The sequence below is a fragment of the Thioprofundum lithotrophicum genome, assembly GCF_055387065.1.
Map to the genome: position 1 here is coordinate 2,826,916 of NZ_AP042379.1, position 22,664 is coordinate 2,849,579.

The window sequence follows — 22,664 nt, forward strand, 5'->3', positions numbered from 1 at the left end:
TGTCGGACAATTCCGACAGGCGTGTCGGAAAACGCGATCAATCCATGGCTGCGCGGATCTGCCGGGCCAGGGCGGCGAGTTCGGGATCGGCCGGGATCACGCGGCCCAGCAGGTATTCGATCAGCAGGGGATCGGGGGTTCTGAGCAGGCGTTCGAAGGCCCGTTTTCCGGCGTCGTCCAGATCGGCATGGCGGCGTTCGACGAAGTTGCTCAGCAGGGCGTCCAGTTCGGCCATGCCGCGGCGGCACTGCCACAGCAGACGCGCCCGTTCCCGATCCGGCCCGGGCGGCATATCAGATCATGTCCTTGACCATCAGGCGCTTGATGGTGTTGATGGCGGCAGTGGGATTGAGGCCCTTGGGGCACACGTTCACGCAGTTCATGATGGTATGGCAGCGGAACAGCCGGTAGGGCCCCTCCAGATCCTCGAGCCGCTCGGCGGTGGCCTGGTCGCGGCTGTCCACCAGGAAACGGCAGGCCTGCAACAGGGCGGCCGGCCCCCGGAACTTCTCCGGGTTCCACCAGAAGGAAGGACAGAAGGTGGTGCAACAGCCGCAGAGGATGCATTCGTACAGGCCGTCGAGCTTTTCCCGCTCCTGCGGGCTCTGGCGGAACTCCACTTCCGGCTCGGGATCGTGAACGATGAGATAGGGCTTCACCGAGCGGTAGTGATGATAGAACTGGCTCATGTCCACCACCAGGTCGCGGATCACCGGCAGTTGCGGCACCGGGCGGATCTCCACCGGCTCGCGCAGGCCGGCCAGCGGGGTGATGCAGGCCAGGCCGTTGGTGCCGTTGATGTTCATGGCATCGGAGCCGCACACGCCCTCGCCGCAGGAGTGGCGGAAGGTGAGGGTCTCGTCCTGTTCCTTGAGCCGCAGCAGGGCATCGCGCAGCATCATGCCGGGCTGCACGTCGTCGAGGACGAAATCCTGCATGTACGGCTCGGTGTCCGTCTCCGGGTTGTAGCGGTAGATCTGGAAGCGCATGCGGGCCATGGTCAATAGACACGCTCCTTGGGCGGGAAGGATTCGACCGACAGTGGCTTGAGGGTCACCGGCTTGTATTCCAGCCGCCGTCCCTCACGGAAGAACAGCGTATGCTTGAGCCAGTGCACGTCGTCCCGCTCGGGATAGTCGATGCGCGAATGGGCGCCGCGGCTCTCCTTGCGGGCCTGGGCGCTGACCACGGTGGCCACGGCGATGGCCATCAGGTTCTCCAGCTCCAGGGCCTCGATGCGGGCGGTGTTGAACACCTTGCTGTGATCCTGCAGGCGCACGTCGTCCATCCGCCGCTCCAGTTCCAGCACCTTGGCCACGCCCGCGTCGAGTACCTCCTGGGTACGGAACACGCCGCAATATTCTTCCATGGTGGCCTGCAGCTCGGCGCGCAGGCCCGCCACCGTCTCGCCATCGCCCTTCGCGTCCCAGCGCGCCAGCCGCGCCAGGGCCCGGTCCACCGTTTCCGGCGGCAGGGGCCGGTGATAGCGGTTCTCCCTGAGGTAGTCGATGATGTGGTTGCCGGCGGCGCGGCCGAAGACCACGATGTCGAGCAGGGAGTTGCCGCCCAGGCGGTTGGCGCCGTGCACCGAGACGCAGGCGCATTCGCCGGCCGCGTACAGGCCGGGAATGACCTCCTCGCCCTGCTCCACCGGGGCCACCACCTGGCCGTGGCGGTTGGTGGGGATCCCGCCCATGGTGTAGTGGGCGGTGGGGAACACGGGCACCGGCTCCTTCGCCGGATCGATGTGCAGGAAGGTGTGGATCAGATCCAGGATGCCGGGCAGGCGCTTCTTCAGCACCTCCTCGCCCAGGTGATCGAGTTTCAGGAGCACGTGGTCGCCGTTGGGCCCGCAGCCGCGCCCTTCGCGCACCTCGGTGGCGATGGCCCGGCTGACCACGTCGCGGCTGGCCAGATCCTTGGCATGGGGGGCGTAGCGTTCCATGAACCGCTCGCCATCCCGGTTGATCAGGTAGCCGCCCTCGCCCCGTGCGCCTTCGGTGATCAGCATGCCCTTGCCGGCGATGCCCGTGGGATGGAACTGGAAGAATTCCATGTCCTGCAGCGGCAGGCCGGCCCGCAGGGCCATGCCCAGGCCATCACCGGTATTGATCCGCGCATTGGTGTTGGTGCGGAACAGCTGCCCCGCCCCGCCGGTGGCGATGAGGGTGGTCTTGGCCTCGATCACCAGCGGTTCGCCGCGCTCGATGTCGAGCACCAGGGCGCCGAGAATGAAGCCTTCCTCGTCGCGCAGCAGATCGATGGCGAAGTATTCGTCGAAGAAGTGGGTCTTGGCGCGGATGTTCTGCTGATAGAGGGTGTGCAGCATGGCGTGGCCGGTGCGGTCGGCCGCCGCGCAGGTGCGCGCCGCCTGTTCGCCGCCGAAGTTCATGCTCTGGCCGCCGAAGGGCCGCTGATAGATCTTGCCGTTATCCAGCCGGCTGAAGGGCACCCCGGCATGTTCCAGCTCGTAGACCAGGTGCGCCGCGGCCCGGCACATGTACTCGATGGCATCCTGATCGCCCAGGTAGTCGCTGCCCTTGATGGTGTCGTACATGTGCCAGTGCCAGTTGTCGGGCAGCACGTTGCCGAGCGCGGCGTTGATGCCCCCCTGGGCGGCCACGGTATGGGAACGGGTGGGAAACACCTTCGATACCACGGCCACGTTGGCCTCGGCCCGGGCCAGTTGCAGCGCCGCCCGCAGGCCGCCGCCACCGGCGCCGATGACCAGGGTGTCGAAACGGCGGTATTCGGGTTTCGTCATGGCAGATAGACCGAGATGAGAATGAGGGCGCTCCACACCGCCAGGCCCATCAGCAGCAGCGCCACGGCCACGAGCAGCAGCAGGCGCAGCTTGAGATTGGGCACGTAGTCCATCAGCACGTCGCGGATCCCCACCCAGGCATGGAAGAACAGTGACAGGAAGAACAGGGCGAAGGCCACGCTGACCACCGGCCGGCCAAGCAGCGCGCGCCAGCCCGAATAATCCGCGCTGCCGCCCGTGGCCAGCCAGAGCACGGCCGCGAGCACGAACAGGGCCAGGTAGGCGGCGCTGAAACGCTGCAGCAGCCAGGCCCGCATGCCCTGGGCACGGAAGGTCATGCCAGCCTCCACGTCAGCAGGAGGAAGAACACGGCCACGATGGCGAACACGCTCCAGGCCGTGGCCCGGGCCGTCTGCAGCCGCAGGCCGAGATCCAGATCCAGCAGCAGGAAGCGCAGGCCGGCGAAGAAGTGGTGCAGGATGGCCCAGCCCAGCAACAGGCCGAGGAGTTTCATGCCGGGCAGGGCGAGCCAGTGCAGGACGCGCTGATAATCCCCTGCGCTGCGCAGGGAAAGATGCAGCAATCCGACGGCGAAAGGCAGGGAAAGAAACAGCAAGACCCCGCTGATCCGGTGGGTAATGGAGACCAGCGCCGTGATCGGCTGGCGGATCTGGAACAGGTTGAGAAATCTTGGCCGTGCGCTTCGGCTTGGCATTATAATTGTCGCTCGCGTTCGGTTCCGCTGAACATCCGATTCCCTTTCTTCAACCTTACGACCGTTGTCGCGGCTCTGCAAGTATAGCCGACATCGTATCAGGAGTTTCCATGCACCGAGACTGGCAGCAATTCCTCGAAACCCAGGGCGCCCGGATCACATCCGGCCGGGTGACGGACTTCGGCGATCCTGCCGCCGAACGGCAGGCCGCCGCACAGGGCGAGGTGATCGCCGATCTCTCCCACTATGGCCTGATCCGCGTCAGCGGCGAGGACGCCCGGGAATTCCTGCAGAACCAGTTCGGCAACGACGTCAATGCCGTGAGTGACAGCCAGGCGCAGCTCTCGAGTTACAGCAATGCCAAGGGCCGGATGCTGGCCATCTTCCATCTCTTCCTGCGCGATGGCGACTACTTCCTGGTGCTGCCGGCCGACATCCTTGACGCCACGCTCAAGCGCCTGCGCATGTTCGTGCTGCGCAGCCAGGTGAGCCTGGAGGAGGCCAGCGACGCGCTGGCCCGTTTCGGCCTCGCCGGCGCGCGGGCATCGACGCTGCTGGCCGACATCGTCGGCAGCGTGCCCGAGCGGGACTGGCAGGTGCGGCACCAGGACGGCCTGAGCGTGCTGCGTCTGCCCGGCCCCCTGCCCCGCTTCGAAATCCACGGTCCGGCCGAGGCGGTGGTGGCCCTCTGGCAGCGTCTGGCCCGCCAGGCCACCCCGGTGGGCGCGGCGGTCTGGACCTGGCTCAACATTCGCGCCGGGCTGCCGGATCTGCATGCCGAAACCGTGGAAGCCTTCGTGCCCCAGATGGCCAACCTCGAGGCCCTGGACGCCATCAGCTTCAAGAAAGGCTGCTATCCGGGCCAGGAAGTGGTCGCCCGCATGCACTATCTGGGCAAGCTCAAGCGGCGCATGTACCTCGCCCATGCGGACACCGCCGAGCTGCCCGCTCCCGGCAGCGCCGTCTTCGCCGAAGGCGAGGACCAGGCCGCGGGCAAGGTGGTGGAGGCGGCCCCGGCCCCCGCAGGCGGCGTGGATCTGCTGATGGTGGTGCAGATCGCCAGCGCAAAGAACCCTCTGCACCTGGGCGCGCCGGCGGGACCGGCCCTGACCCTCGAGGCGCTGCCCTACACCGTGCTCGCCGACTGAGAAAATTCCGCCTTCACGCCCTCAAGACCCGCGCCCGGCAGCCGATATCGTCACTGACGCAGGCGGTTGAAAAACCCGGTCTTCAACGCGGCTGACGGGAAGTCCGGGTGGTTTCGCCCTTCCCCGCCTGCGTCCACCCCTGCGGCCCGCGCCGGCGGGCCGGGCGAAACCCGACAAGGAGCCCCCATGTCACTGGAAGCGAACTTTCTCAACGAACTGCTGGCGGATCTGGAGAACGACAAACTGGTGCTGCCCACCCTGCCGGAAGTGGCGCTCAAGGTGCGCGACACCCTCGAGGACGAGGACGCCTCCATGATGGACGTGGCCAAGGTAATCACTTCCGACGCCGCCCTCTCCGCCCGCCTCATCCAGATCGCCAACAGCCCCCTGCTGCGGGCCAGCCGCCAGATCGAGAGCGTGGAGGCCGCGGTGACCCGCATGGGCAGCGACATGGTGCGCAACCTGGTGACCAGCATCGCCATGGAGCAGATGTTCCAGGCCACCACCGACGCCACCGACAAGCGCCTGCGCCAGACCTGGGAACACAGCACCGAAGTGGCGGCCATCAGCCAGGCCCTGGCCAGCCAGTTCTCGGATCTCAAGCCCGACCAGGCCCTGCTCGCGGGGCTGGTGCACGACATCGGTGTCCTGCCGATCCTCACCCGCGCCGAGGACTATCCCGAACTGCTGGCCGACGAGGCGATGCTGGATCGGATCATCCGCAAGGCCCACACCCGCCTGGGCGCGGCCATCCTTACCAAGTGGCTGTTCCCCCCGGAACTGGTGGCCGTGGCCGCCGATCACGAGGATCTGGAACGGGACCCGGGCGGCGCGGCGGATTACGTGGACGTGGTGATCGCCGCCAACCTGCAGAGCGTGTTCGGCAGCGATCACCCCCTGGCTGCGGTGGACTGGTCCAGCGTGCCGGCCTTCGCCCGTCTGGGGATCGCCACCGACGTGAGCGTGGTGGAAATGGACGAGACCAGCGCGCAGATCGAGGACGTGCGGGCGGCGCTTTCGGGGTGAGGCGGGATACCAGCCACCAGCTACCGCATAATCGCGGCGGGGTCGCCGCGCCTGCGGAAGGGGTCATTCATCGCGGCTTGCGCCGCTCCTGAACAAAAAATCCCTTTGCGTTGAAAACCCCGGCCGCACCGCGGCACTTCGGTAACGGCCTTCAGCCTTCCTCGTCCCTCGGCCCTCGTCCCTCGCCACTGCGCCCGGCGGCCTCCGCCGGGCGCATGTGGGGGAACAGCAGCACGTCGCGGATGGAGGGCGAATCGGTGAACAGCATCACCAGGCGGTCGATGCCGATCCCCTCGCCGGCGGTGGGCGGCATGCCGTGTTCGAGGGCGGTGATGTAGTCCTCGTCGAAGAACATGGCCTCCTCGTCACCGGCGGCCTTCTCTTCCACCTGCTTGCGGAAACGCTCGGCCTGATCCTCGGCGTCGTTGAGTTCGGAGAAGCCGTTGGCGATCTCGCGCCCGCCGACGAAGAACTCGAAGCGGTCGGTGACGAAGGGATCGGCGTCGTTGCGCCGGGCCAGGGGCGAGACCTCGGTGGGATAGGCGGTGATGAAGGTGGGATCCATCAGCCGGTGCTCCACCGTCTTCTCGAAGATCTCGATCCAGACCTTGCCCAGCCCCCAGTTGTCCTTCAGCGGAATGTCGAGCCGTTCGGCCACGGCGCGGGCCCGGTCCAGATCTTCCAGATCGGCCTCGGTGACGTCCGGGTTGAAGTGCAGGATCGACTCCTTCACCGTCATGCGGGCGAAGGGCTTGCCGAAGTCGTAAAGCTCGCCCTGATAGCTGATCAGGGTCTTGCCCAGCACCTTTTCGGCGGTGTCGCGCAGCATGGCTTCGGTGAGATCCATCAGATCCCGGTAGTCGGCATAGGCCTCGTAGAACTCGAGCATGGTGAATTCGGGATTGTGGCGGGTGGAGAGGCCCTCGTTACGGAAGTTGCGGTTGATCTCGAAGACCTTCTCGAAACCGCCCACCACCAGGCGCTTGAGATACAGCTCGGGCGCGATGCGCAGGTAGAGTTCCATGTCCAGGGCGTTGTGATAGGTGATGAAGGGCCGGGCCGTGGCGCCGCCGGGGATCACCTGCATCATCGGCGTCTCCACCTCGAGAAAACCCCGGTCGATGAGGAAGCGGCGCAGGTGATCGATGATCCGGGTGCGGATGCGGAAGGTCTCGCGGGAGACCTCGTTCATGATGAGGTCCAGATAGCGCTGGCGGTAGCGTGCCTCGGTGTCGGTGAGCCCCTTGAACTTCTCCGGCAGGGGACGCAGTGACTTGGTGAGGAGGCGCAGGTTGTCCACCCGCACCGACAGCTCGCCCTTCTTGGTCTTGGTGAGCACACCCTCGGCACCGAGGATGTCGCCGATGTCCCAGCTCTTGAAGGCCTGGTACTGTCCCTCGGGCAGCGCGTCACGCTCGATCCAGAGCTGGATGCGGCCCGACATGTCCTGCAGGGTGGCGAAGCTGAGCTTGCCCATCACCCGCTTGAGCATCATGCGGCCAGCCACGGCCACCCGCCGGGGTTCGGCTTCCAGCTCCTCCAGCGACTTGTCGTCGTACTCCGCGTGCAGCTCGCCGGCCATCACGTCGCGGCGGAAGTCGTTGGGGAAGGCGACGCCCTGCTCCCGCAGGGCCTGGAGCTTGGCCCGGCGCTGGGCGATGAGCGCGTTTTCGTCCTGCTTGTCGGTCATGTCGGTTCTCTTGATGGTGTCGTTTTTCAACGCCAAGACGCGAAGGCGCAGAGGAGACGAAGATTGATTGTCCGTCTCATCATTGTTTTAGATCCTCCCATCCTGTAGGAACGGCGCGAGCCGCGATGAGCTGGATTTCGCGGCTCGCGCCGCTCCTACGGAAAATCGTGACAACTTCGCGCCTTTGCGTTGGCTGTTCCAAATGCTCACAATCCCTGCTTCAGGGCCGCTTCGATGAAGGCGTCGATGTCGCCGTCGAGGACCGCCTGGGTGTTGCTGGTCTCGACGCCGGTGCGCAGATCCTTGACCCGGGACTGGTCCAGCACGTAGGAGCGGATCTGGTTGCCCCAGCCGATGTCGGCCTTGGCGTCTTCCTGGGCCTGTTTCTCCGCCAGCTGCTTCTGCAGCTCCATTTCATAGAGCTTGGCGCGAAGCTGCTTCATGGCGTGGTCCTTGTTCTGGTGCTGGGAGCGTTCGCTCTGGCACTGGACCACGATCCCGGTGGGAAGGTGGGTGATGCGCACCGCCGAATCGGTGCGGTTCACGTGCTGGCCGCCGGCGCCCGAGGCGCGGTAGGTGTCGATGCGCAGATCCGCCGGGTTGATCTCCACCTCGATGCTCTCGTCCACCTCGGGATAGACGAACACCGAGGCGAAGGAGGTGTGGCGGCGGTTGCCCGAGTCGAAGGGCGACTTGCGCACCAGGCGGTGCACGCCGGTCTCGGTGCGCAGCCAGCCGTAGGCATAGGGGCCGGTGAACTTCACCGTGGCGCTCTTGATGCCGGCCACCTCGCCCTCGGAGAGTTCGACGATCTCGGTCTTGAAGCCGTGCTTCTCGCCCCAGCGCAGGTACATGCGCAGCAGCATGTTGGCCCAGTCCTGCGCCTCGGTGCCGCCAGAGCCGGCCTGGATGTCCATGAAGGCGTTGTGGGCGTCCATCTCGCCCGAGAACATGCGCTGGAACTCGAGCTGGGAAAGCTGCTTTTCCAGCGCGTTCAGATCCGACTCGATCTCGCCAATGGTGTCCTCGTCCTGCTCCTCGACCGCCATCTCGAGCAGCTCGGCGGCCTCGCTCAGCCGCGTGCCCAGCTCGTCCAGGCCGTGGACGATTTCCTCCAGCTTGGCCCGCTCCCGGCCCAGCTCCTGGGCCCGTTCGGGGTCGTTCCAGACGTCCGGATCCTCGAGTTCGCGGACGACCTCGTCCAGACGTTCGCGCTTGGCATCGTAGTCAAAGATACCCCCTCAGGGCATCCACGCGCCCTTGCATGTCCTGGATTTTCGCACGGATGGGATTGACTTCGAGCATGGATTCCTCACCACGGTAAAAGTCCGCAATTCTACACCAAAAGCCAGGGACGGTTGTGTTCAGCCATGCTGATGCATTGCTTCACAAACACACTCTGAGGTCTGGGCGGTGGCGGCCCCCTACCAATGAGCCGTTCCGAATTCCAGGAAATCTGCTTGTCGCGTGCACAAAGCCCGTGAGTCCGGGGAGGCCTTTCGTGACACGCCGTGAATACCTCCCTGTAGGCTCGACGGCCGCATCCCTGCGGCCGACGGTCACGAAAGGCCTCCCCGGACTCTCGGGCGTGCCCGATGCAGTGACAATATCGAAAAATGTTTCGGGAATTCGGAACGACCATTGCCCCTCTACCCGCCAGTCTCAAAGCGGTTGTATGTGCTGGATGATGAGTTGCAGCGAGCGCTGGCCGCGGTATTCGTTGACGTCCAGCCGGTAGGCGGCCTCGATGTACTGGGTCTCCGGCGGCCAGTCGCGATCGTGGGTGTGGAAGGCGATGGCATCCACCAGCCGCCCGGTAACCAGGGTGCGCAGGGTCAGCTTGAGATGCCGGTCACCCACCACCCGGCGGTTGACCAGCTCGAACTTGCCGTCGAACAGCGGCTCCTCGAAGCCCTGTCCCCAGGGGCCGGCGTTGCGGATCGATTCGGCCGTGGCCAGCTCGAATTCGTCCTCCGGCAGGCCGCCGTCGGTCAGCAACACGCCGTGGAGGTCGGACTCCGCCAGATGGCGGCGCACCTCGGCATCGAAGGCGGCGGCGAAATCGGCGTAATGTTCGGCCGGCAGGCTCAGCCCGGCGGCCATGGCGTGGCCGCCGAAGCGGGTGATGAGCCCCGGATGCCGGGCCGCCACCGCATCCAGGGCGTCGCGGATGTGCAGGCCCCGTACCGAGCGGGCCGAACCCTTGATCTCGCCGTTGTCGCCGGTGCGGGCGAAGGCGATCACCGGCCGGTGGAGGCGGTCCTTGAGCCGGGAGGCGACGATCCCCACCACGCCCTCGTGCCAGTTCTCGTCGAACAGGCACAGCCCCACGGGCAGGCCCTCGTCGTCGAGTTGCATGTCGCGCACCAGGGCCATGGCCTCGCGGCGCATGTCGTCCTCGATGTCGCGCCGCTCGCGGTTGAGGCGATCCAGGCGGTTGGCCAGTTCCCGGGCCGTGGCGGGATCGGGGCTGAGCAGGCATTCGATGCCCAGCGACATGTCGTCGAGCCGGCCGGCGGCATTGAGCCGCGGCGCCACGCAGAAGCCCAGATCGCTGCTCACCAGGCGCGCCGGATCCCGCCCGCCGGCCTCCAGCAGGGCGGTAATGCCGGGCCGCCCGTGGCCGGCGCGGATTCGGGCGAGGCCCTGGGCGACCAGGATCCGGTTGTTGTAGTCGAAGGGCACCACGTCGGCCACCGTGCCCAGCGCCACCAGGTCCAGCAGCACCGCCAGGTTGGGCTCCTCGCGCCGGTCGAAGGCGCCCTGTGCGCGCAGGGTCGCGCGCAGCGCCAGCATCACGTAGAAGATCACGCCCACCCCGGGCAGGGCCTTGCTGGGAAATTCGTCGCCGGGCTGGTTGGGATTGACGATGGCCGCCGCCGGGGGCAGCGTGTCGCCGGCCAGGTGGTGGTCGGTGATCAGCACGTCGATGCCGGCCGCGTTGGCCGCTTCCACCCCCTGAATGCTGGAGATGCCATTGTCCACGGTGATGATCAGATCGGGCCGGCGTTCGGCGGCCACCTCGACGATGGCCGGGGTGAGGCCGTAGCCGTACCGGAAGCGGTTGGGCACCAGGTAGTCCACCTGATCGAGCCCCAGCATGCGCAGGGCCTGGATGGCCAGCGCCGTGCTGGTGGCGCCGTCCACGTCGAAATCGCCCACCACCAGCACCCGCTGCTGCTTTTCGAGAGCCCGCACCAGCAGGGCCACGGCGGCGTCGATGCCCTTGAGCGACTGCCAGGACAGCAGGTTGGCCAGGCCGTACTCCAGCTCCGCGGGCGAGGTCACGCGCCGCGCGGCATACAGCCGCCGCAAGACGGGATGCAGATCCCCCAGATCCGGCAGGGGGTCGGGAACCGTCCGGCGAACGAGGCGTGGCGAACCGGTCATGGGCGGCCCAGGGTCTCGATGGGGCGCGCGCGGCGCCACAAGCGCCAGCGCTGCCGGGGGCTCAGATGGAACCGGCGGCCATGTTCGTCGTGCAGCCGCATGGCAAACTTCTCTTCGTTCATTCTTCTTGTCAGAACACGCAGTATCTCGTCGTTGAAACGGGCCACCCCCGCCAGCCAGGCCAGCGGATCGCGGCGCACATCGGCCGGCCACAGCCGGGTGTCCAGCACCAGGGCCTTGCCGGGCGCGGCGCTCGTCCCGAGCGCTTCGAGGGGATGGTGGGCCATACCGAAGCCGGCCGCCACGGCGGCAAGCACCGGATCGTCCGTGAAGATCCGCTGCCAGCGGGGGGCTGGCGGTGGCGCCCAGCGCCCCGCGCCCCAGAACCACACGCTGTTGACCGGCAGCAGGCCCCGGGCCTCCCGTTCGCGGTTGACGGGGTGATCGTGCAGGCACATCTGGATGCCGTTGAGCCGCTGGCGCCACGGCCCGGCCGCGGGCAGATGGGCGGCGATGTCCTCGCCGGCCACTTCGGGCAGCGGCGCGCCGACCGCCGGGATCTCGCCCTCGCCATGCAGATACCAGCGCCCGGGATGGGGCGCGGCGATGTGCCAGCCCTCCGCGGCCAGATAATCCCGGATCGCCGCCACCAGCGCCGCGGCCTCGTCGGCCGAAAGCCGGGGGCGGGCATCGACCAGGCGCAGGCAGTCCCGATCCGGCAGCAGGCACACGGGATCGGCCCGCAGCCACACGCCACTCTCCCCGCCCAGGCCATCCTGGCGGGCGGACAGCGCCGCCAGCGGCAGCGGCCCTTCGGGCTGGCCGAACAGGCGGGCCAGCATGCCGCCGACACTGTCCGGCGCGGCGCGGAACACGTCGGCCCGGGCCAGCGCCGTCTCCAAATCGCCGAGATCGGGCCGCTCGGCCGCCGGCAGGGCGCGCAGCGCCGGTTGCGGCGTGAACAGGCCGGGGACGAAGATCTCGAAGCGGGCGGCGGCCTCAGGCACGATGCAGCCGAATCGCAACCGGCGGGAACATCAGGCCATGTTGTCGAGAATGGCCTTCTTCACCTGGTCGAGCGTGGCGTCGATGGTCAGCATGGGGCCGTCGCTGCTCTGGCGGATCGCGGTGTCCGGATCCTTGAGGCCGTGGCCGGTCAGGGTGCAGACGATGCGGCTCCCCTCGGGGATCCGGCCTGCCTTGATGTCCTTGATGGCGCCGGCCAGCGAGGTGGCCGAGGCCGGCTCGCAGAACACGCCTTCCTTCTCGGCCAGCAGTTTCTGCGCGGCGAGGATTTCCTCGTCGGTGCATTCGTCGAACCAGCCGTCCGATTCTTCCTTCACCTTCCAGGCCTTGTCCCAGCTCTGGGGGTGGCCGATGCGGATGGCGGTGGCCACGGTCTCGGGGTTGTCCACCATCTGCCCGCGCATGAAGGGCGCGGAGCCGGCGGCCTGGTAACCGACCATACGCGGCTTGCTGTTGACGATGCCATGGTCGTGGTATTCGGTATAGCCCATCCAGTGGGCGGTGATGTTGCCGGCATTGCCCACGGGAATGCAGTGGAAATCGGGCGCCGTGCCCAGCTCCTCGAGGATCTCGAAGGCGGCGGTCTTCTGGCCCTGCAGGCGATAGGGGTTGATGGAGTTGACGATGGTCACCGGCGCTTCCTCACCCACCTCCTTGACCAGCTGCATGCCGGCATCGAAGTTGTCGCGGATCTGGATCACCACCGCGCCGTGCATCATGGCCTGGGCCAGCTTGCCGAGGGCGATCTTGCCGTCGGGGATCAGCACGAAGGCGCGGATCCCGGCGCGCGCCGCATAGGCCGCGGCGGCGGCCGAGGTGTTGCCGGTGGAGGCGCAGATGATGGCCCGGCTGCCCTCTTCCACCGCCTTGGTCACGGCCATGGTCATGCCCCGATCCTTGAAGGAGCCGGTGGGATTGAGGCCCTCGTACTTGACGTAGATGTCCACCTCCGCGCCGATCTCGCGGGGGATGTTGTTGAGCCGGATCAGGGGCGTGTTGCCCTCGCCCAGGCTGATGATCCGGGTATCGTCGTGCACCGGCAGGCGATCGCGGTACTTGTCGATGAGGCCGGTGTAGCGGTTGCGAAATGGCATGTCGTTGGCTCCCGAAATGATGATGGCCGTTGCTGGCCAGGCGCATTGTGCGCGTATGGTCGATCCCTTGCAGGAGCGGCGCAAGCCGCGATCCAGGGGGAACAGGTTGCGGGTGGCTGGTAGACGTTTTTACCCGCTACCCGTTCCCAAGCTACCCGCTACCGCATGATCGCGGCTTGCGCCGCTCCTACAGGGTTGTCCTGTGCCTTTGCGTTGAAACCGTTTCTTCAGTCCCGCCCGAGGCTTTCCACGCGGATGCGCACCACCTTGTCGTGGATGGTGGGCAAGCCTTCGATGGCGTCGATGGCGGCGTTCATGCTGGCCTCACGCACCCGGTGGGTGAGAAGGATGATGTCCACCTTGTCGGTGCCGGGGCGCGGTTCCTTCTGGATGATGGCTTCGATGCTGATCCCGGCATCGCCGAGGATGCGGGTGACTTCGGCCAGCACGCCGGGGCGATCCTCGGCCAGCATGCGCAGGTAGTAGGCGGTCTCCACCCGGGCCATGGGCAGGATGGGCAGATCCGAGAGGGCGTTGGCCTGGAAGGCCAGATGCGGCACGCGGTTCTCCGGATCGGAGGTCAGCACCCGCACCACGTCCACCAGATCGGCCACCACCGCCGAGGCAGTGGGTTCGGCGCCGGCGCCGGCGCCGTAATAGAGGGTGGGCCCCACGGCGTCGCCCATCACCAGCACGGCGTTCATCACCCCGTCCACGTTGGCGATCAGGCGCCGTTCCGGGATCAGGGTGGGATGCACCCGCAGTTCCACCCCTTCGTCCGTGCGCCGGGTCAGACCCAGGTGCTTGATGCGGTAGCCCAGCTCCTCGGCGTAGGCCACGTCTTCGCGGGTGATGGTGCTGATCCCCTCGGTGTAGGTGGCCTCGAACTGCAGGGGAATGCCGAAGGCGATGGAGGCGAGAATGGTGAGCTTGTGGGCCGCGTCGATGCCTTCCACGTCGAAGGTGGGATCGGCCTCGGCGTAGCCCAGTTCCTGGGCCTCCTTGAGCACGTCGGCGAAGTCACGCCCCTTGTCGCGCATCTCGGTGAGGATGAAGTTGCCGGTGCCGTTGATGATCCCGGCCAGCCATTCGATGCGGTTGCCGGCTAACCCCTCGCGGATGGCCTTGATGATGGGAATGCCGCCGGCCACCGCCGCCTCGAAGGCGACCATCACCCCCTTTTCCTGGGCGGCGGCGAAGATTTCGTTGCCGTGTTTGGCGATCAGCGCCTTGTTGGCGGTGACCACGTGCTTGCCCTGCGCGATGGCCTGCATGACCAGCTCCCGGGCCAGGCCGTCGCCGCCGATCAGTTCCACCACGATGTCGATGTCGGGGTGGTTGACCACCGCGAAGGGATCGGTGGTCAGATCGATGCCGGTGGTCTCGCAGATTCGGGGCTTGTCCAGATCGCGCGCGGCGGCCTGCACGATGCGGATGCCGCGTCCGGCGCGGCGGGTGATCTCTTCTGCATTGCGCGCCAGCACGGTGACCGTGCCGCAGCCCACCGTGCCCAGTCCCAGCAAACCGACCTTTACCGCTTCCACGTGTTCTTCCTCTTTGCCTTATTGCGCGTTTGAATGGGGTTGCCCGGTGCGGCGGAACATGTCGCGGATGCCGCGGATCGCCTGCCGGGTGCGATGTTCGTTCTCGATGAGGCCGAAGCGCACGTGATCGTCGCCGTATTCGCCGAAACCGATGCCGGGCGAGACGGCCACCTTGGCCTCCTTGAGCAGGAGCTTGGAAAACTCCAGCGAGCCCATGTCACGGTAGGCTTCGGGGATCTTGGCCCAGACGAACATGGTGGCCTTCGGCTTCTCCACCTGCCAGCCCACCGACTCGAGGCCGTCGCAGAGCACGTCGCGCCGCTTGCGGTACATCTCGGCGATCTCCCGCACGCAGTCCTGGGGGCCTTCCAGGGCGGTGATGGCCGCCACCTGGATGGGCGTGAACATGCCGTAGTCGAGATAGGACTTCATCCGTGCCAGGGCCGCCACCAGCTTGGCGTTGCCCGACATGAAGCCGACCCGCCAGCCGGGCATATTGTAGCTCTTGGACAGGGAGTAGAACTCCACCGCCAGATCCTTGGCGTCCGGCACCTGGAGGATGGAGGGGGCCTGGTAGCCGTCGAAGACGATGTCGGCATAGGCCAGGTCGTGCACCACCCAGATCCGGTGCTCGCGGGCGATGGCCACCACCCGCTCGAAGAAGGCCAGATCCACACACTGGGTAGTGGGATTGCCGGGGAAGTTGAGCACCAGCATCTTGGGCCGCGGCCAGGAATCCTTGATGGCCTTCTCCAGTTCCTCGAAGAAGTCCATGTCCGGCACCAGCGGCACGTGGCGAATGTCGGCGCCGGCAATGATGAAGCCGTAGGGGTGGATCGGATAGGCCGGATTGGGCACCAGGACGGCATCGCCGGGGCCTACGGTGGCCAGGGCCAGGTGGGCGAGGCCTTCCTTGGAGCCGATGGTGACGATGGTCTCGGTTTCGGGATCGAGTTGCACGTCGTAGCGGCTCTGGTACCAGTTGGCGATGGCCCGGCGCAGGCGCGGGATGCCCCGGGACAGGGAGTAGCGATGGGTATCGGGCCGCTGGGCCACTTCCACCAGCTTGTCGACGATGTGCCGTGGGGTGGGCTGGTCGGGGTTGCCCATGCCGAAGTCGATGATGTCTTCGCCTCGGGCACGGGCGGCCGCCTTCAGCTCGTTGACGATGTTGAAGACGTACGGCGGCAGACGCTTGATTCTGGGAAAATCGTCGTTCAAGAGGAACCCGGCTGAAAATCAATGACTTGAGCGCATGACGGCCCGGATCGGACAGGTGGCGGGCCGCCTCCACAAAAGCTGGTAACATTACCGGCTGACGGGCGGCAGGTCAATTGCCGCCTTGCTTTCCGGCAGGGAGTGAAGATGAAATTCGTCCTCGACAATTCAGCGGAAATCCGCGTCCAGGGTTACGAGGCGGGCGCCATCCGCTTGGCCCTGCCCCGTCAGCTGGCCGGCGATCTGCCCTACGATGCCGAAACGGGCCTGGCAACCGCCGCCACCAGTTGCCTGCTGGGGCGCCATTTCGTGGATCCGCACTGGCCGCCGGGCGATTTTGCCGCCCTCGAGGCCGACCACCTCGCTGCCCTGCTGGCCCACGAACCGGAGGTGGTGCTGATCGGCACCGGCACCCGCCTGCGCTTTCCGGCGCCCGAGGTGCTGCGCCCCCTGCAGGCCGCCGGCATCGGCTTCGAGGTGATGGACACCCCCGCGGCCTGCCGCACCTTCAACATCCTGGCCGGCGAGGACCGTCTGGTGCTCGCCGCCCTGCTGCCGCCGGACGGCTGATCGCCGGTTAACCCGGATATTGCACCAGGGATTCGATTCTCAGGGCGAAGGTGGCAAAGCAGGCGCAAATCGTAGCCTGCCATCCATGGCCTTTCGGACGGACATTGCTCGGAAGATACCGAACCCAACCCGTTCAAGTCGGCCGCCTTGGTGCAATATTCGGGTTAATCCGGTGTCGGGAGGGTGAAACGGAACACGGCCCCCTCCCCCGGCGCCGATTCGGCCCAGATCCGGCCGCCGTGGCGCTCGATGACGCGCTGCACCGTGGCCAGGCCGATCCCCGTGCCGGGAAACTCGTGCTCGCCGTGAAGACGCTGGAAGGGCATGAACAGTTTCTCCGCATAGCGCATGTCGAAACCCACGCCGTTGTCCTGCACGAAGAAGACCTGCGCCTCGCCCAGCGTCTCGCTGCCGAAGACAATCGTCGCGGCCGGCTCGCGACACGTGTACTTCCAGGCATTCTCGAGCAGATTGCGCAGGGCCACGCCGATGAGATCGGGATCGGCCTCGGCCACGAGGTTGGGCTGAATGCGGATCTCGACCTGGCGTTCCGGGGCCTGGCGGGCCAGTTCCGCCAGGATTGCCTCGGCCCGTTGCGACAGATCCACCGACTCGCGCGCCAGCGAGGCGCGGGTGGAACGGGACAGCTTGAGCAGATCGTCGATGATCATTTCCATCTGCGCGGCCCCCTTGCGGATCCGCTGCAGGAAGTCCTGATGCTCGGCTTCCAGCCGCTCCCGGGTTTCTTCGATGACGATGTCGCTGTAGTGATACATGGCCCGCAGGGGCGCGCGCAGATCGTGTGAAACCGAGTAGATGAAGGCCTCCATCTCGCGGTTGGCCCGTTCCAGTTCCTGCATGTGCACCTCGTTCTCGCGGCACAGCTCCCGCACCCTGCCGAAATTGCGCAACACCGGCGTGAACATGGTCGTCAGCGGGGCCTCGCTGGCCACCGGACGGGTGGCCAGCAGGAGGAAGGCGCTACGTGCGTCGATCGGCAGCTTGAGGGCGACCCGCCAGCCGCCCGCCGCGCCGAACGCGGCATCCAGCAGCGCCCTGTCGCTGTGCAGCTCGGCGGCGCCCTGCACCAGGGCTTGCGGCAGTTCCAGGAACCGCCCGTGCTGGTCCGCCAGCCGCGGATCGCCGATCACCGTGTCCAGGCGGGCCCGGACCCGGTCGCTGTCCCCGAGCACGTCGATGTCGCGCAGGTAGAGGCCGCAGGGAAACCCGGTGTGGAACAAAAGCCGTTGGAGGAAGCGTTCGGTGAGGGGACGGGCACGCACTTCGCCGCTGAGAATCATGGCCAGTTCATAGAGGATGCCCAGAATCAGTTCCTGGTTCATGCCCGCTTCCAGTCGGCGCAGACCAGGGTGGCATTGTGGAACAGCGGATAGCCGTCCCGCGTGGAACTGCCGATCTCGCCCAGCGAGAGGGCGCCGGCCAGGGGCACCGCGCTTTGCGCGGCCAGCTGCGCAAGTTCCTGCCGCGCCTTGGCGGCATCGTGCAGGCGCCGGCCGGCGCAATAGAAGGTGAGGCGGAAATCCTGGCCTGCGCCCCCGAGTTCGCCGATCAGATGGTTCACGGTCGCCTCGGGCGAGACGGCCTCGGCCGACAGCAGGGTGAGCATGGCGTTTTCGGGCACCTCGCCGATGCACACCAGCGCCCCGGCCTCGTCGATGGCCACCGGAATGCGCACCAGCACCTCGCCGCTGGCCCGGATGATGCCGAAGGGGAAATGCACGCCGTATTCGTAGAAGTTTTCCGGGGTGATGGTCACGCCATAGCGCTTGCGGGCCAGGCCGCGGTAGACCTCGAGGGCCGGATGCCAGTCGATGGTGATGATCCGGTTGCCCTCGGTGGCGGTGGCCGTGATGAGCTGCCGCGTAGGCTGATAGCCGTGCTGCAGCACGCCGCCCGGCAGGGTCGGCAGGGCCAGGACCAGGACGGCATCGGTCACCACCCGCTCGGCATCGAACAGGCAGGGCATGGGCTGAAAGGTTTCGCTGCCGGCATTGGCGCCCAGGTAGTGCACGCCGCGCCCGAGGCGGCGGTAGAGGGCAGCCAGCCAACTTTCGATGTTGGGCACCAGGGCGTCGAACAGGAGCATCAGGGTGCCGCGGGGCGTGGGCCCGGAGACCGCGTCGGCCACCTTCAGCATGGCCTCGAGGGCCGGGGAGTCCGCGGGCGGGCTGGCGGTGAGACCTTCCACCAGCGCCCAGGCCGGCAGCGCCTCCAGGTGGATCAGGAGCAGCCCCTGGCGGTGCAGCCTGTCGCCGAACACCAGTTCGGGAAACAGGGCGCCCACCAGGGGCAGGCCGGTTTCCCGGCAGAGCGCTTGCAGGCCGGGGATCGCTTCGCGCGCCGTCTCGGCCACGAAGGCCAGCACGGCGCCCTCGGGCTTCGCCCGGGCCCAGTCTTTCAGGGTCTGTCCAATCTCGGCCGACGCAAACGTTTCGAAGTGACAAATGGCTGGCATGGGCCTGTCCGGGCAATGTCGCGCGTGGCCACCGGAGCCGGCTCCCCCGCCCGCGCGATCGGGTATCTGAATAATGCCTTTGTCGGCCAAAAACCCGGAGGCTGAAGTGTTGCGCAGCGAAATCCGGGTTACTTGAACAGGGCTTCGACCGAGAAGCCTTCCTTCTCCAGAATGTCGCGCAGCTTCTTCAGCGCCTCGATCTGGATCTGGCGCACCCGTTCCCGGGTCACGCCGATGCTGTTGCCCACTTCCTCGAGGGTGGAGACGTCGTAGCCGTGCAGGCCGAAACGGCGCTCGACCACCTCGCGCTGCTTGTCGCTGAGCTGGTTGAGCCACTTGTCGAGGTTGGCGCGCACGTCGTCGTCCTGCAGGAGGATCACCGGATCCACGTTGTTCTCGTCGGGAATGGCGTCGAGCAGGGGGTTGTCGGCATCGTGGCCCATGGGCGTGTCGACCGAGGCGATGCGCTCGTTGAGGCCGAGCATGCGCTTGACCTCGTCGATGGGCTTGTCGAGCATCTCGGCGATCTCTTCGGCCGAGGGTTCGTGGTCGAGGGTCTGGGCCAGGTGGCGGGCGGCCCGCAGGTAGATGTTGATTTCCTTGACCACGTGGATGGGCAGGCGGATGGTGCGGGTCTGGTTCATGATGGCCCGCTCGATGGTCTGGCGGATCCACCAGGTGGCATAGGTGGAGAAACGGAAGCCCCGTTCCGGATCGAACTTCTCCACCGCCCGGATCAGGCCCAGGTTGCCCTCTTCGATGAGATCCAGCAGCGCCAGCCCGCGATTGAGATAGCGCCGGGCGATCTTCACCACCAGCCGCAGGTTGCATTCGATCATCTTCTGGCGAGCGGCCATGTCGCCCTTGAGGGCCAGACGGGAGTAGTGTTTCTCTTCCTCGGCGGTCAGCAGGGGGGAATAGCCGATTTCGTTGAGATACAGGCGGGTGGCATCGAGCTGGCCGTCGGGGATGGCCCCCGGGGCGTAGCGGACCGGGTCTTCCTCCACCGCCGCTTCCTCGGCGACGGGCGGAATGACGTCTTCGGTCTCGTCGGCGAGCAAGGGATCGGTGGCCCCTTCCGGCAGGACGTCCACCTCCGTGTCCTGCCCGTCGGCGGGCTTGCCCGAGTCTCCTGTTTCCATGACCATCGACTCTCCTCTTTACCCTTCTGGTGGCAGGTAGCGAAGCGGGTCCACCGGTTTGCCGTTGCGGCGAATTTCGAAGTGCAGCTTGACCCGATCGGTTCCCGTGGAACCCATGTCGGCAATCGTCTGCCCGGCCTTGACTTCGTCGTTCTCGCGAACCCGGATTCGCCGGTTGTGCGCGTAGGCACTGAACCAGATATCGTTGTGCTTGATGATGACAAGGTTACCGTAACCGCGCAATCCATTGCCACTGTAGACCACCTTGCCGCCGGCCGCGGCGCGCACCGGCGTGCCGGCACGACCGGCGATGTCGATCCCCTGACGGCGGGGATCCCCGGCCTTGAAACGGCGAATCACCTTGCCCCGTACCGGCCAGCGCCAATGCAGCGGTTTGGCGGTTGCGCTGGCCGGGGCGCGGCGGGGGGCCGCCTTGGCAGAGCGGGCCGGTTTCGCCTTTGCGGCGGTGGATTTTGTGACGCGCTTCGCGCTTTTCGCGGCGCGCCTGCCCGCCTTCACCCGCAGGCGCTGGCCCGGATAGATGGTGTAGGGCGGTCGGATGCCGTTGCGCGCGGCCATGGTGCGGTAATCGAGGCCGTACTGCCAGGCAATGGAATAGAGCGTCTCGCCCTTGCGCACCGTGTGGTAGTCGGGCTGGGGAAGCCGGCCCCGGGGCGGCATGGCGCCGCGCGTCGCCGTGGCCGAACGGGCATGGCGGTTCGAATAGCCTTCGCCGTAATCGACGAAGCGGGTGCTGCAGGCCACAAGGGACAGGAAAAGCGGTAGCAGCAGAAGGGGCCAGCGTGCCATCAAATCCCGTAGACGAGGAAGACCACTGCGCCGGCGGCCACCAGGATCCAGCCCACGCGATCGATGTAGCGGTGGATGATGGCCTCCATGCGCGCCCCGCCCAGCTTCATCAGCCAGGCGACCAGGTAGAAGCGTGCGCCGCGCCCGATCAGGGAAGCCAGCACGAAGGGCAGGAAGCTCATGGTCACCACCCCGGCGGTGATGGTGAACAGCTTGTAGGGGATGGGCGAAAAGCCGGCCAGGAACACCACCCAGATCCCCCAGGTGTCGAACCACTCGCGCACGGCCAGATACTTCGGCCAGTAGCCGGCCTGGTGCAGCAGCGGTTCCACCAGCTCGAAGGCGAACATGCCGATCAGATAGCCGGCCACCCCGCCCAGCACCGACATCACGGTGGTCACGGTGGCGAAGAACCAGGCGCAGCGCGGCCGGCGCAGGGCCATGGGGATCAGCATCACGTCGGGCGGAATGGGGAAGAACGACGATTCGGCGAAACTCAGGCCGCCCAGATACCAGGTGGCATGGGGATGTTCGGACCAGCGCAGCACCTTTTCCATCAGCCGGGAGAACAGTTTCATTCGGTAGCTCCCGCCCGCAGGGGCACGAAGGTCACCCAGCCGAGGAAACGCTCCTCGTAACTGTCGCCGTGGCGGGTGAACAGGCGCAGGCGCTGCTGGCCCGGCGGCCCGCTGGGGATCACCAGGCGGCCGCCATCGGCGAGCTGCTCGAGCAGCTCCCGGGGCACTTCCTCCGGGGCCGCGGCGACCAGGATGCCATCATAGGGCGCGTGTTCCTTCCAGCCCCAGGTGCCGTCGGCATGCTTGTAATGGACGTTGCGCAGGCCGAGCCGGCGCAAACGCTCCCGGGCCTGATCCTGGAGCCCGGCGATGCGCTCCACCGTGTACACCTGGGGCACCAGTTGCGCCAGGATCGCCGTCTGGTAGCCCGAGCCGGTGCCCACTTCCAGCACCTTCTGCGGCACGCCGTCCTCGAGCAGGGCTTCGGTCATGCGGGCCACGATGTAGGGCTGGGAGATGGTCTGGCCGAAGCCGATGGGCAGGGCGGTATCCTCGTAGGCGCGGCTGGCCAGGGCCTCGTCGACGAAAATGTGGCGCGGGGTGGTGGCGATGACCTCCAGCACCCGCTCGTCACGGATCCCGGCCTCGCGCAGGCGCCGGACCAGCCGGTCGCGGGTGCGCTGGGAGGTCATGCCGATCCCCTGCAGATCCTGCGAGGAATTCATGCCAGGGCCTCCAGCCAGTCGCCCAGGGGGGGAATGCTCTCGTGACGGGTGAGATCCACCTGCAGGGGGGTGACCGAGACGTAGCCGTGGCGCAGGGCGTGGAAGTCGGTACCGGGCCCGGCATCCTGCTCGGCACCGGCCGGCCCCACCCAGTAGATGGGCCGGCCGCGGGGATCGGTCTCCCGGATCACCGGCTCCGACTTGTGGCGATGGCCCAGGCGGGTGGCCTGGATGCCCTGGATGCGATCCAGCGGCAGATCGGGCACGTTGACGTTGAGGATGGTGTCCTGCGGCAGGGGATGACGGCGCAGATTCTCCACCAGGCGCAGGACGATTTCAGTGGCGGTGTCGTAGTGGCCCGCCTCGGCGCCGACCAGGGAGACGGCGATGGCCGGCAGGCCGAGGAAACGCCCTTCCATGGCCGCGGCCACGGTGCCCGAATAGAGCACGTCGTCACCCATGTTGGCGCCGGCGTTGATGCCGGAGATCACCATGTCGGGCTCCTGGGCCAGCAGACCGGTGATGGCCAGGTGCACGCAGTCGGTGGGCGTGCCGTCCACCCGGATCACCCCGTCGGGCATCTCCCGGGCGCGAATGGGCCAGTCGAGGGTCAGGGAATTGCTGGCGCCGCTGCGATCCCGATCCGGGGCCACCACCGTCACTTCCGCCACTTCCCGGAGCCGGGCGGCCAGGGCGCGGATGCCCGGCGCCTCGTAGCCGTCGTCGTTGCTCAAGAGTATCCGCATGCTGGGTGAATCGTTCCTGCCGGGCGTTCGTCGCCAGCAACTATACCGGAAAACCTGCCGCC

The 22,664-nt window shown here is 66.9% G+C and carries 22 protein-coding genes; 3 read left to right on the forward strand and 19 right to left on the reverse strand.

Features of this window, described 5'->3' with window-relative positions; genetic code table 11:
- Positions 1–37: 37 nt before the first annotated feature.
- The 5 genes from ACZ5BH_RS13545 to sdhC are packed head-to-tail and all read right to left on the reverse strand — an operon-like array spanning position 38 to position 3,479.
- Positions 38–292 carry an FAD assembly factor SdhE gene (locus tag ACZ5BH_RS13545; RefSeq protein WP_464889794.1) on the reverse strand — a complete coding sequence of 85 codons (255 nt, stop codon included), beginning with the start codon at positions 290–292 and terminating at the stop codon, positions 38–40.
- Position 293: 1 nt separating this feature from the next.
- Positions 294–989: a succinate dehydrogenase iron-sulfur subunit gene (locus ACZ5BH_RS13550; protein ID WP_464891222.1), complete on the reverse strand. Its 696-nt coding sequence runs from the start codon at positions 987–989 to the stop codon at positions 294–296.
- Between the two features lie 11 nt (positions 990–1,000).
- A complete protein-coding gene (gene sdhA / locus ACZ5BH_RS13555) occupies positions 1,001–2,764 on the reverse strand; it encodes a succinate dehydrogenase flavoprotein subunit (RefSeq protein ID WP_464889795.1) in 1,764 nt (587 codons plus the stop codon).
- Entirely contained in the window at positions 2,761–3,102 is a 342-nt protein-coding gene (gene sdhD / locus ACZ5BH_RS13560) for a succinate dehydrogenase, hydrophobic membrane anchor protein (RefSeq protein ID WP_464889796.1), read from the reverse strand. The genes sdhA and sdhD overlap by 4 nt, the downstream gene beginning before the upstream one ends.
- Positions 3,099–3,479 (reverse strand): succinate dehydrogenase, cytochrome b556 subunit, encoded by a 381-nt coding sequence (gene sdhC, locus ACZ5BH_RS13565; RefSeq protein ID WP_464889797.1) that lies wholly within the window; start codon positions 3,477–3,479, stop codon positions 3,099–3,101. Before sdhC ends, sdhD begins: the two co-directional genes overlap by 4 nt.
- A 110-nt stretch (positions 3,480–3,589) precedes the next feature.
- Here sdhC and ygfZ point away from each other — a divergent pair, with 110 nt between their 5' ends.
- A complete protein-coding gene (ygfZ, locus tag ACZ5BH_RS13570) occupies positions 3,590–4,627 on the forward strand; it encodes a CAF17-like 4Fe-4S cluster assembly/insertion protein YgfZ (protein ID WP_464889798.1) in 1,038 nt (345 codons plus the stop codon).
- Positions 4,628–4,813: 186 nt separating this feature from the next.
- Positions 4,814–5,653 (forward strand): HDOD domain-containing protein, encoded by an 840-nt coding sequence (locus tag ACZ5BH_RS13575; protein WP_464889799.1) that lies wholly within the window; start codon positions 4,814–4,816, stop codon positions 5,651–5,653.
- Positions 5,654–5,804: 151 nt separating this feature from the next.
- Here the strand turns inward: ACZ5BH_RS13575 and lysS are convergent, their stop codons facing one another.
- The 7 genes from lysS to alaC all read right to left on the reverse strand — a co-directional run bounded on the left by lysS (position 5,805) and on the right by alaC (position 15,618).
- Positions 5,805–7,343 carry a lysine--tRNA ligase gene (gene lysS, locus ACZ5BH_RS13580; RefSeq protein ID WP_464889800.1) on the reverse strand — a complete coding sequence of 513 codons (1,539 nt, stop codon included), beginning with the start codon at positions 7,341–7,343 and terminating at the stop codon, positions 5,805–5,807.
- A gap of 206 nt (positions 7,344–7,549) precedes the next feature.
- Positions 7,550–8,648 (reverse strand): peptide chain release factor 2 gene (prfB, locus tag ACZ5BH_RS13585; protein ID WP_464889801.1). Its coding sequence is split into 2 segments (ribosomal slippage): positions 7,550–8,572 and positions 8,574–8,648, totalling 1,098 coding nucleotides; the frame shifts between segments, so codons are not numbered across the junction.
- A 357-nt stretch (positions 8,649–9,005) separates the two neighbouring features.
- Positions 9,006–10,733 (reverse strand): single-stranded-DNA-specific exonuclease RecJ, encoded by a 1,728-nt coding sequence (recJ, locus tag ACZ5BH_RS13590; protein ID WP_464889802.1) that lies wholly within the window; start codon positions 10,731–10,733, stop codon positions 9,006–9,008.
- Entirely contained in the window at positions 10,730–11,740 is a 1,011-nt protein-coding gene (locus ACZ5BH_RS13595) for a hypothetical protein (protein WP_464889803.1), read from the reverse strand. The genes recJ and ACZ5BH_RS13595 overlap by 4 nt, the downstream gene beginning before the upstream one ends.
- 30 nt (positions 11,741–11,770) lie before the next feature.
- Positions 11,771–12,853 (reverse strand): threonine synthase, encoded by a 1,083-nt coding sequence (thrC, locus tag ACZ5BH_RS13600; RefSeq protein WP_464889804.1) that lies wholly within the window; start codon positions 12,851–12,853, stop codon positions 11,771–11,773.
- Between the two features lie 227 nt (positions 12,854–13,080).
- Positions 13,081–14,397, reverse strand: coding sequence for a homoserine dehydrogenase (locus tag ACZ5BH_RS13605; RefSeq protein ID WP_464889805.1), 1,317 nt, complete (start codon positions 14,395–14,397; stop codon positions 13,081–13,083).
- 18 nt (positions 14,398–14,415) lie between these two features.
- On the reverse strand, positions 14,416–15,618 hold the full coding sequence (alaC, locus tag ACZ5BH_RS13610) for an alanine transaminase (protein WP_464889806.1): 1,203 nt from the start codon (positions 15,616–15,618) through the stop codon (positions 14,416–14,418).
- Positions 15,619–15,762: 144 nt separating this feature from the next.
- Here alaC and ACZ5BH_RS13615 point away from each other — a divergent pair, with 144 nt between their 5' ends.
- Positions 15,763–16,185, forward strand: coding sequence for an Mth938-like domain-containing protein (locus tag ACZ5BH_RS13615; protein ID WP_464889807.1), 423 nt, complete (start codon positions 15,763–15,765; stop codon positions 16,183–16,185).
- Between the two features lie 164 nt (positions 16,186–16,349).
- Here the strand turns inward: ACZ5BH_RS13615 and ACZ5BH_RS13620 are convergent, their stop codons facing one another.
- From ACZ5BH_RS13620 to surE, 7 genes are all read right to left on the reverse strand, one after another.
- Entirely contained in the window at positions 16,350–17,528 is a 1,179-nt protein-coding gene (locus ACZ5BH_RS13620) for a sensor histidine kinase (RefSeq protein ID WP_464889808.1), read from the reverse strand.
- Complete coding sequence (locus tag ACZ5BH_RS13625; protein ID WP_464889809.1) at positions 17,525–18,661, reverse strand: FIST signal transduction protein; 1,137 nt, start codon at positions 18,659–18,661, stop codon at positions 17,525–17,527. Before ACZ5BH_RS13625 ends, ACZ5BH_RS13620 begins: the two co-directional genes overlap by 4 nt.
- Positions 18,662–18,789: 128 nt before the next feature.
- Positions 18,790–19,803, reverse strand: coding sequence for an RNA polymerase sigma factor RpoS (gene rpoS / locus ACZ5BH_RS13630; protein ID WP_464889810.1), 1,014 nt, complete (start codon positions 19,801–19,803; stop codon positions 18,790–18,792).
- Between the two features lie 18 nt (positions 19,804–19,821).
- Positions 19,822–20,613, reverse strand: a complete 792-nt coding sequence (locus ACZ5BH_RS13635; protein ID WP_464889811.1) for a peptidoglycan DD-metalloendopeptidase family protein — start codon at positions 20,611–20,613, stop codon at positions 19,822–19,824.
- A complete protein-coding gene (locus tag ACZ5BH_RS13640) occupies positions 20,613–21,191 on the reverse strand; it encodes a YqaA family protein (protein WP_464889812.1) in 579 nt (192 codons plus the stop codon). Before ACZ5BH_RS13640 ends, ACZ5BH_RS13635 begins: the two co-directional genes overlap by 1 nt.
- On the reverse strand, positions 21,188–21,829 hold the full coding sequence (locus ACZ5BH_RS13645; RefSeq protein ID WP_464891223.1) for a protein-L-isoaspartate(D-aspartate) O-methyltransferase: 642 nt from the start codon (positions 21,827–21,829) through the stop codon (positions 21,188–21,190). The genes ACZ5BH_RS13640 and ACZ5BH_RS13645 overlap by 4 nt, the downstream gene beginning before the upstream one ends.
- Positions 21,830–21,852: 23 nt before the next feature.
- Positions 21,853–22,602 (reverse strand): 5'/3'-nucleotidase SurE, encoded by a 750-nt coding sequence (gene surE / locus ACZ5BH_RS13650; protein ID WP_464889813.1) that lies wholly within the window; start codon positions 22,600–22,602, stop codon positions 21,853–21,855.
- Positions 22,603–22,664 lie beyond the last annotated feature (62 nt).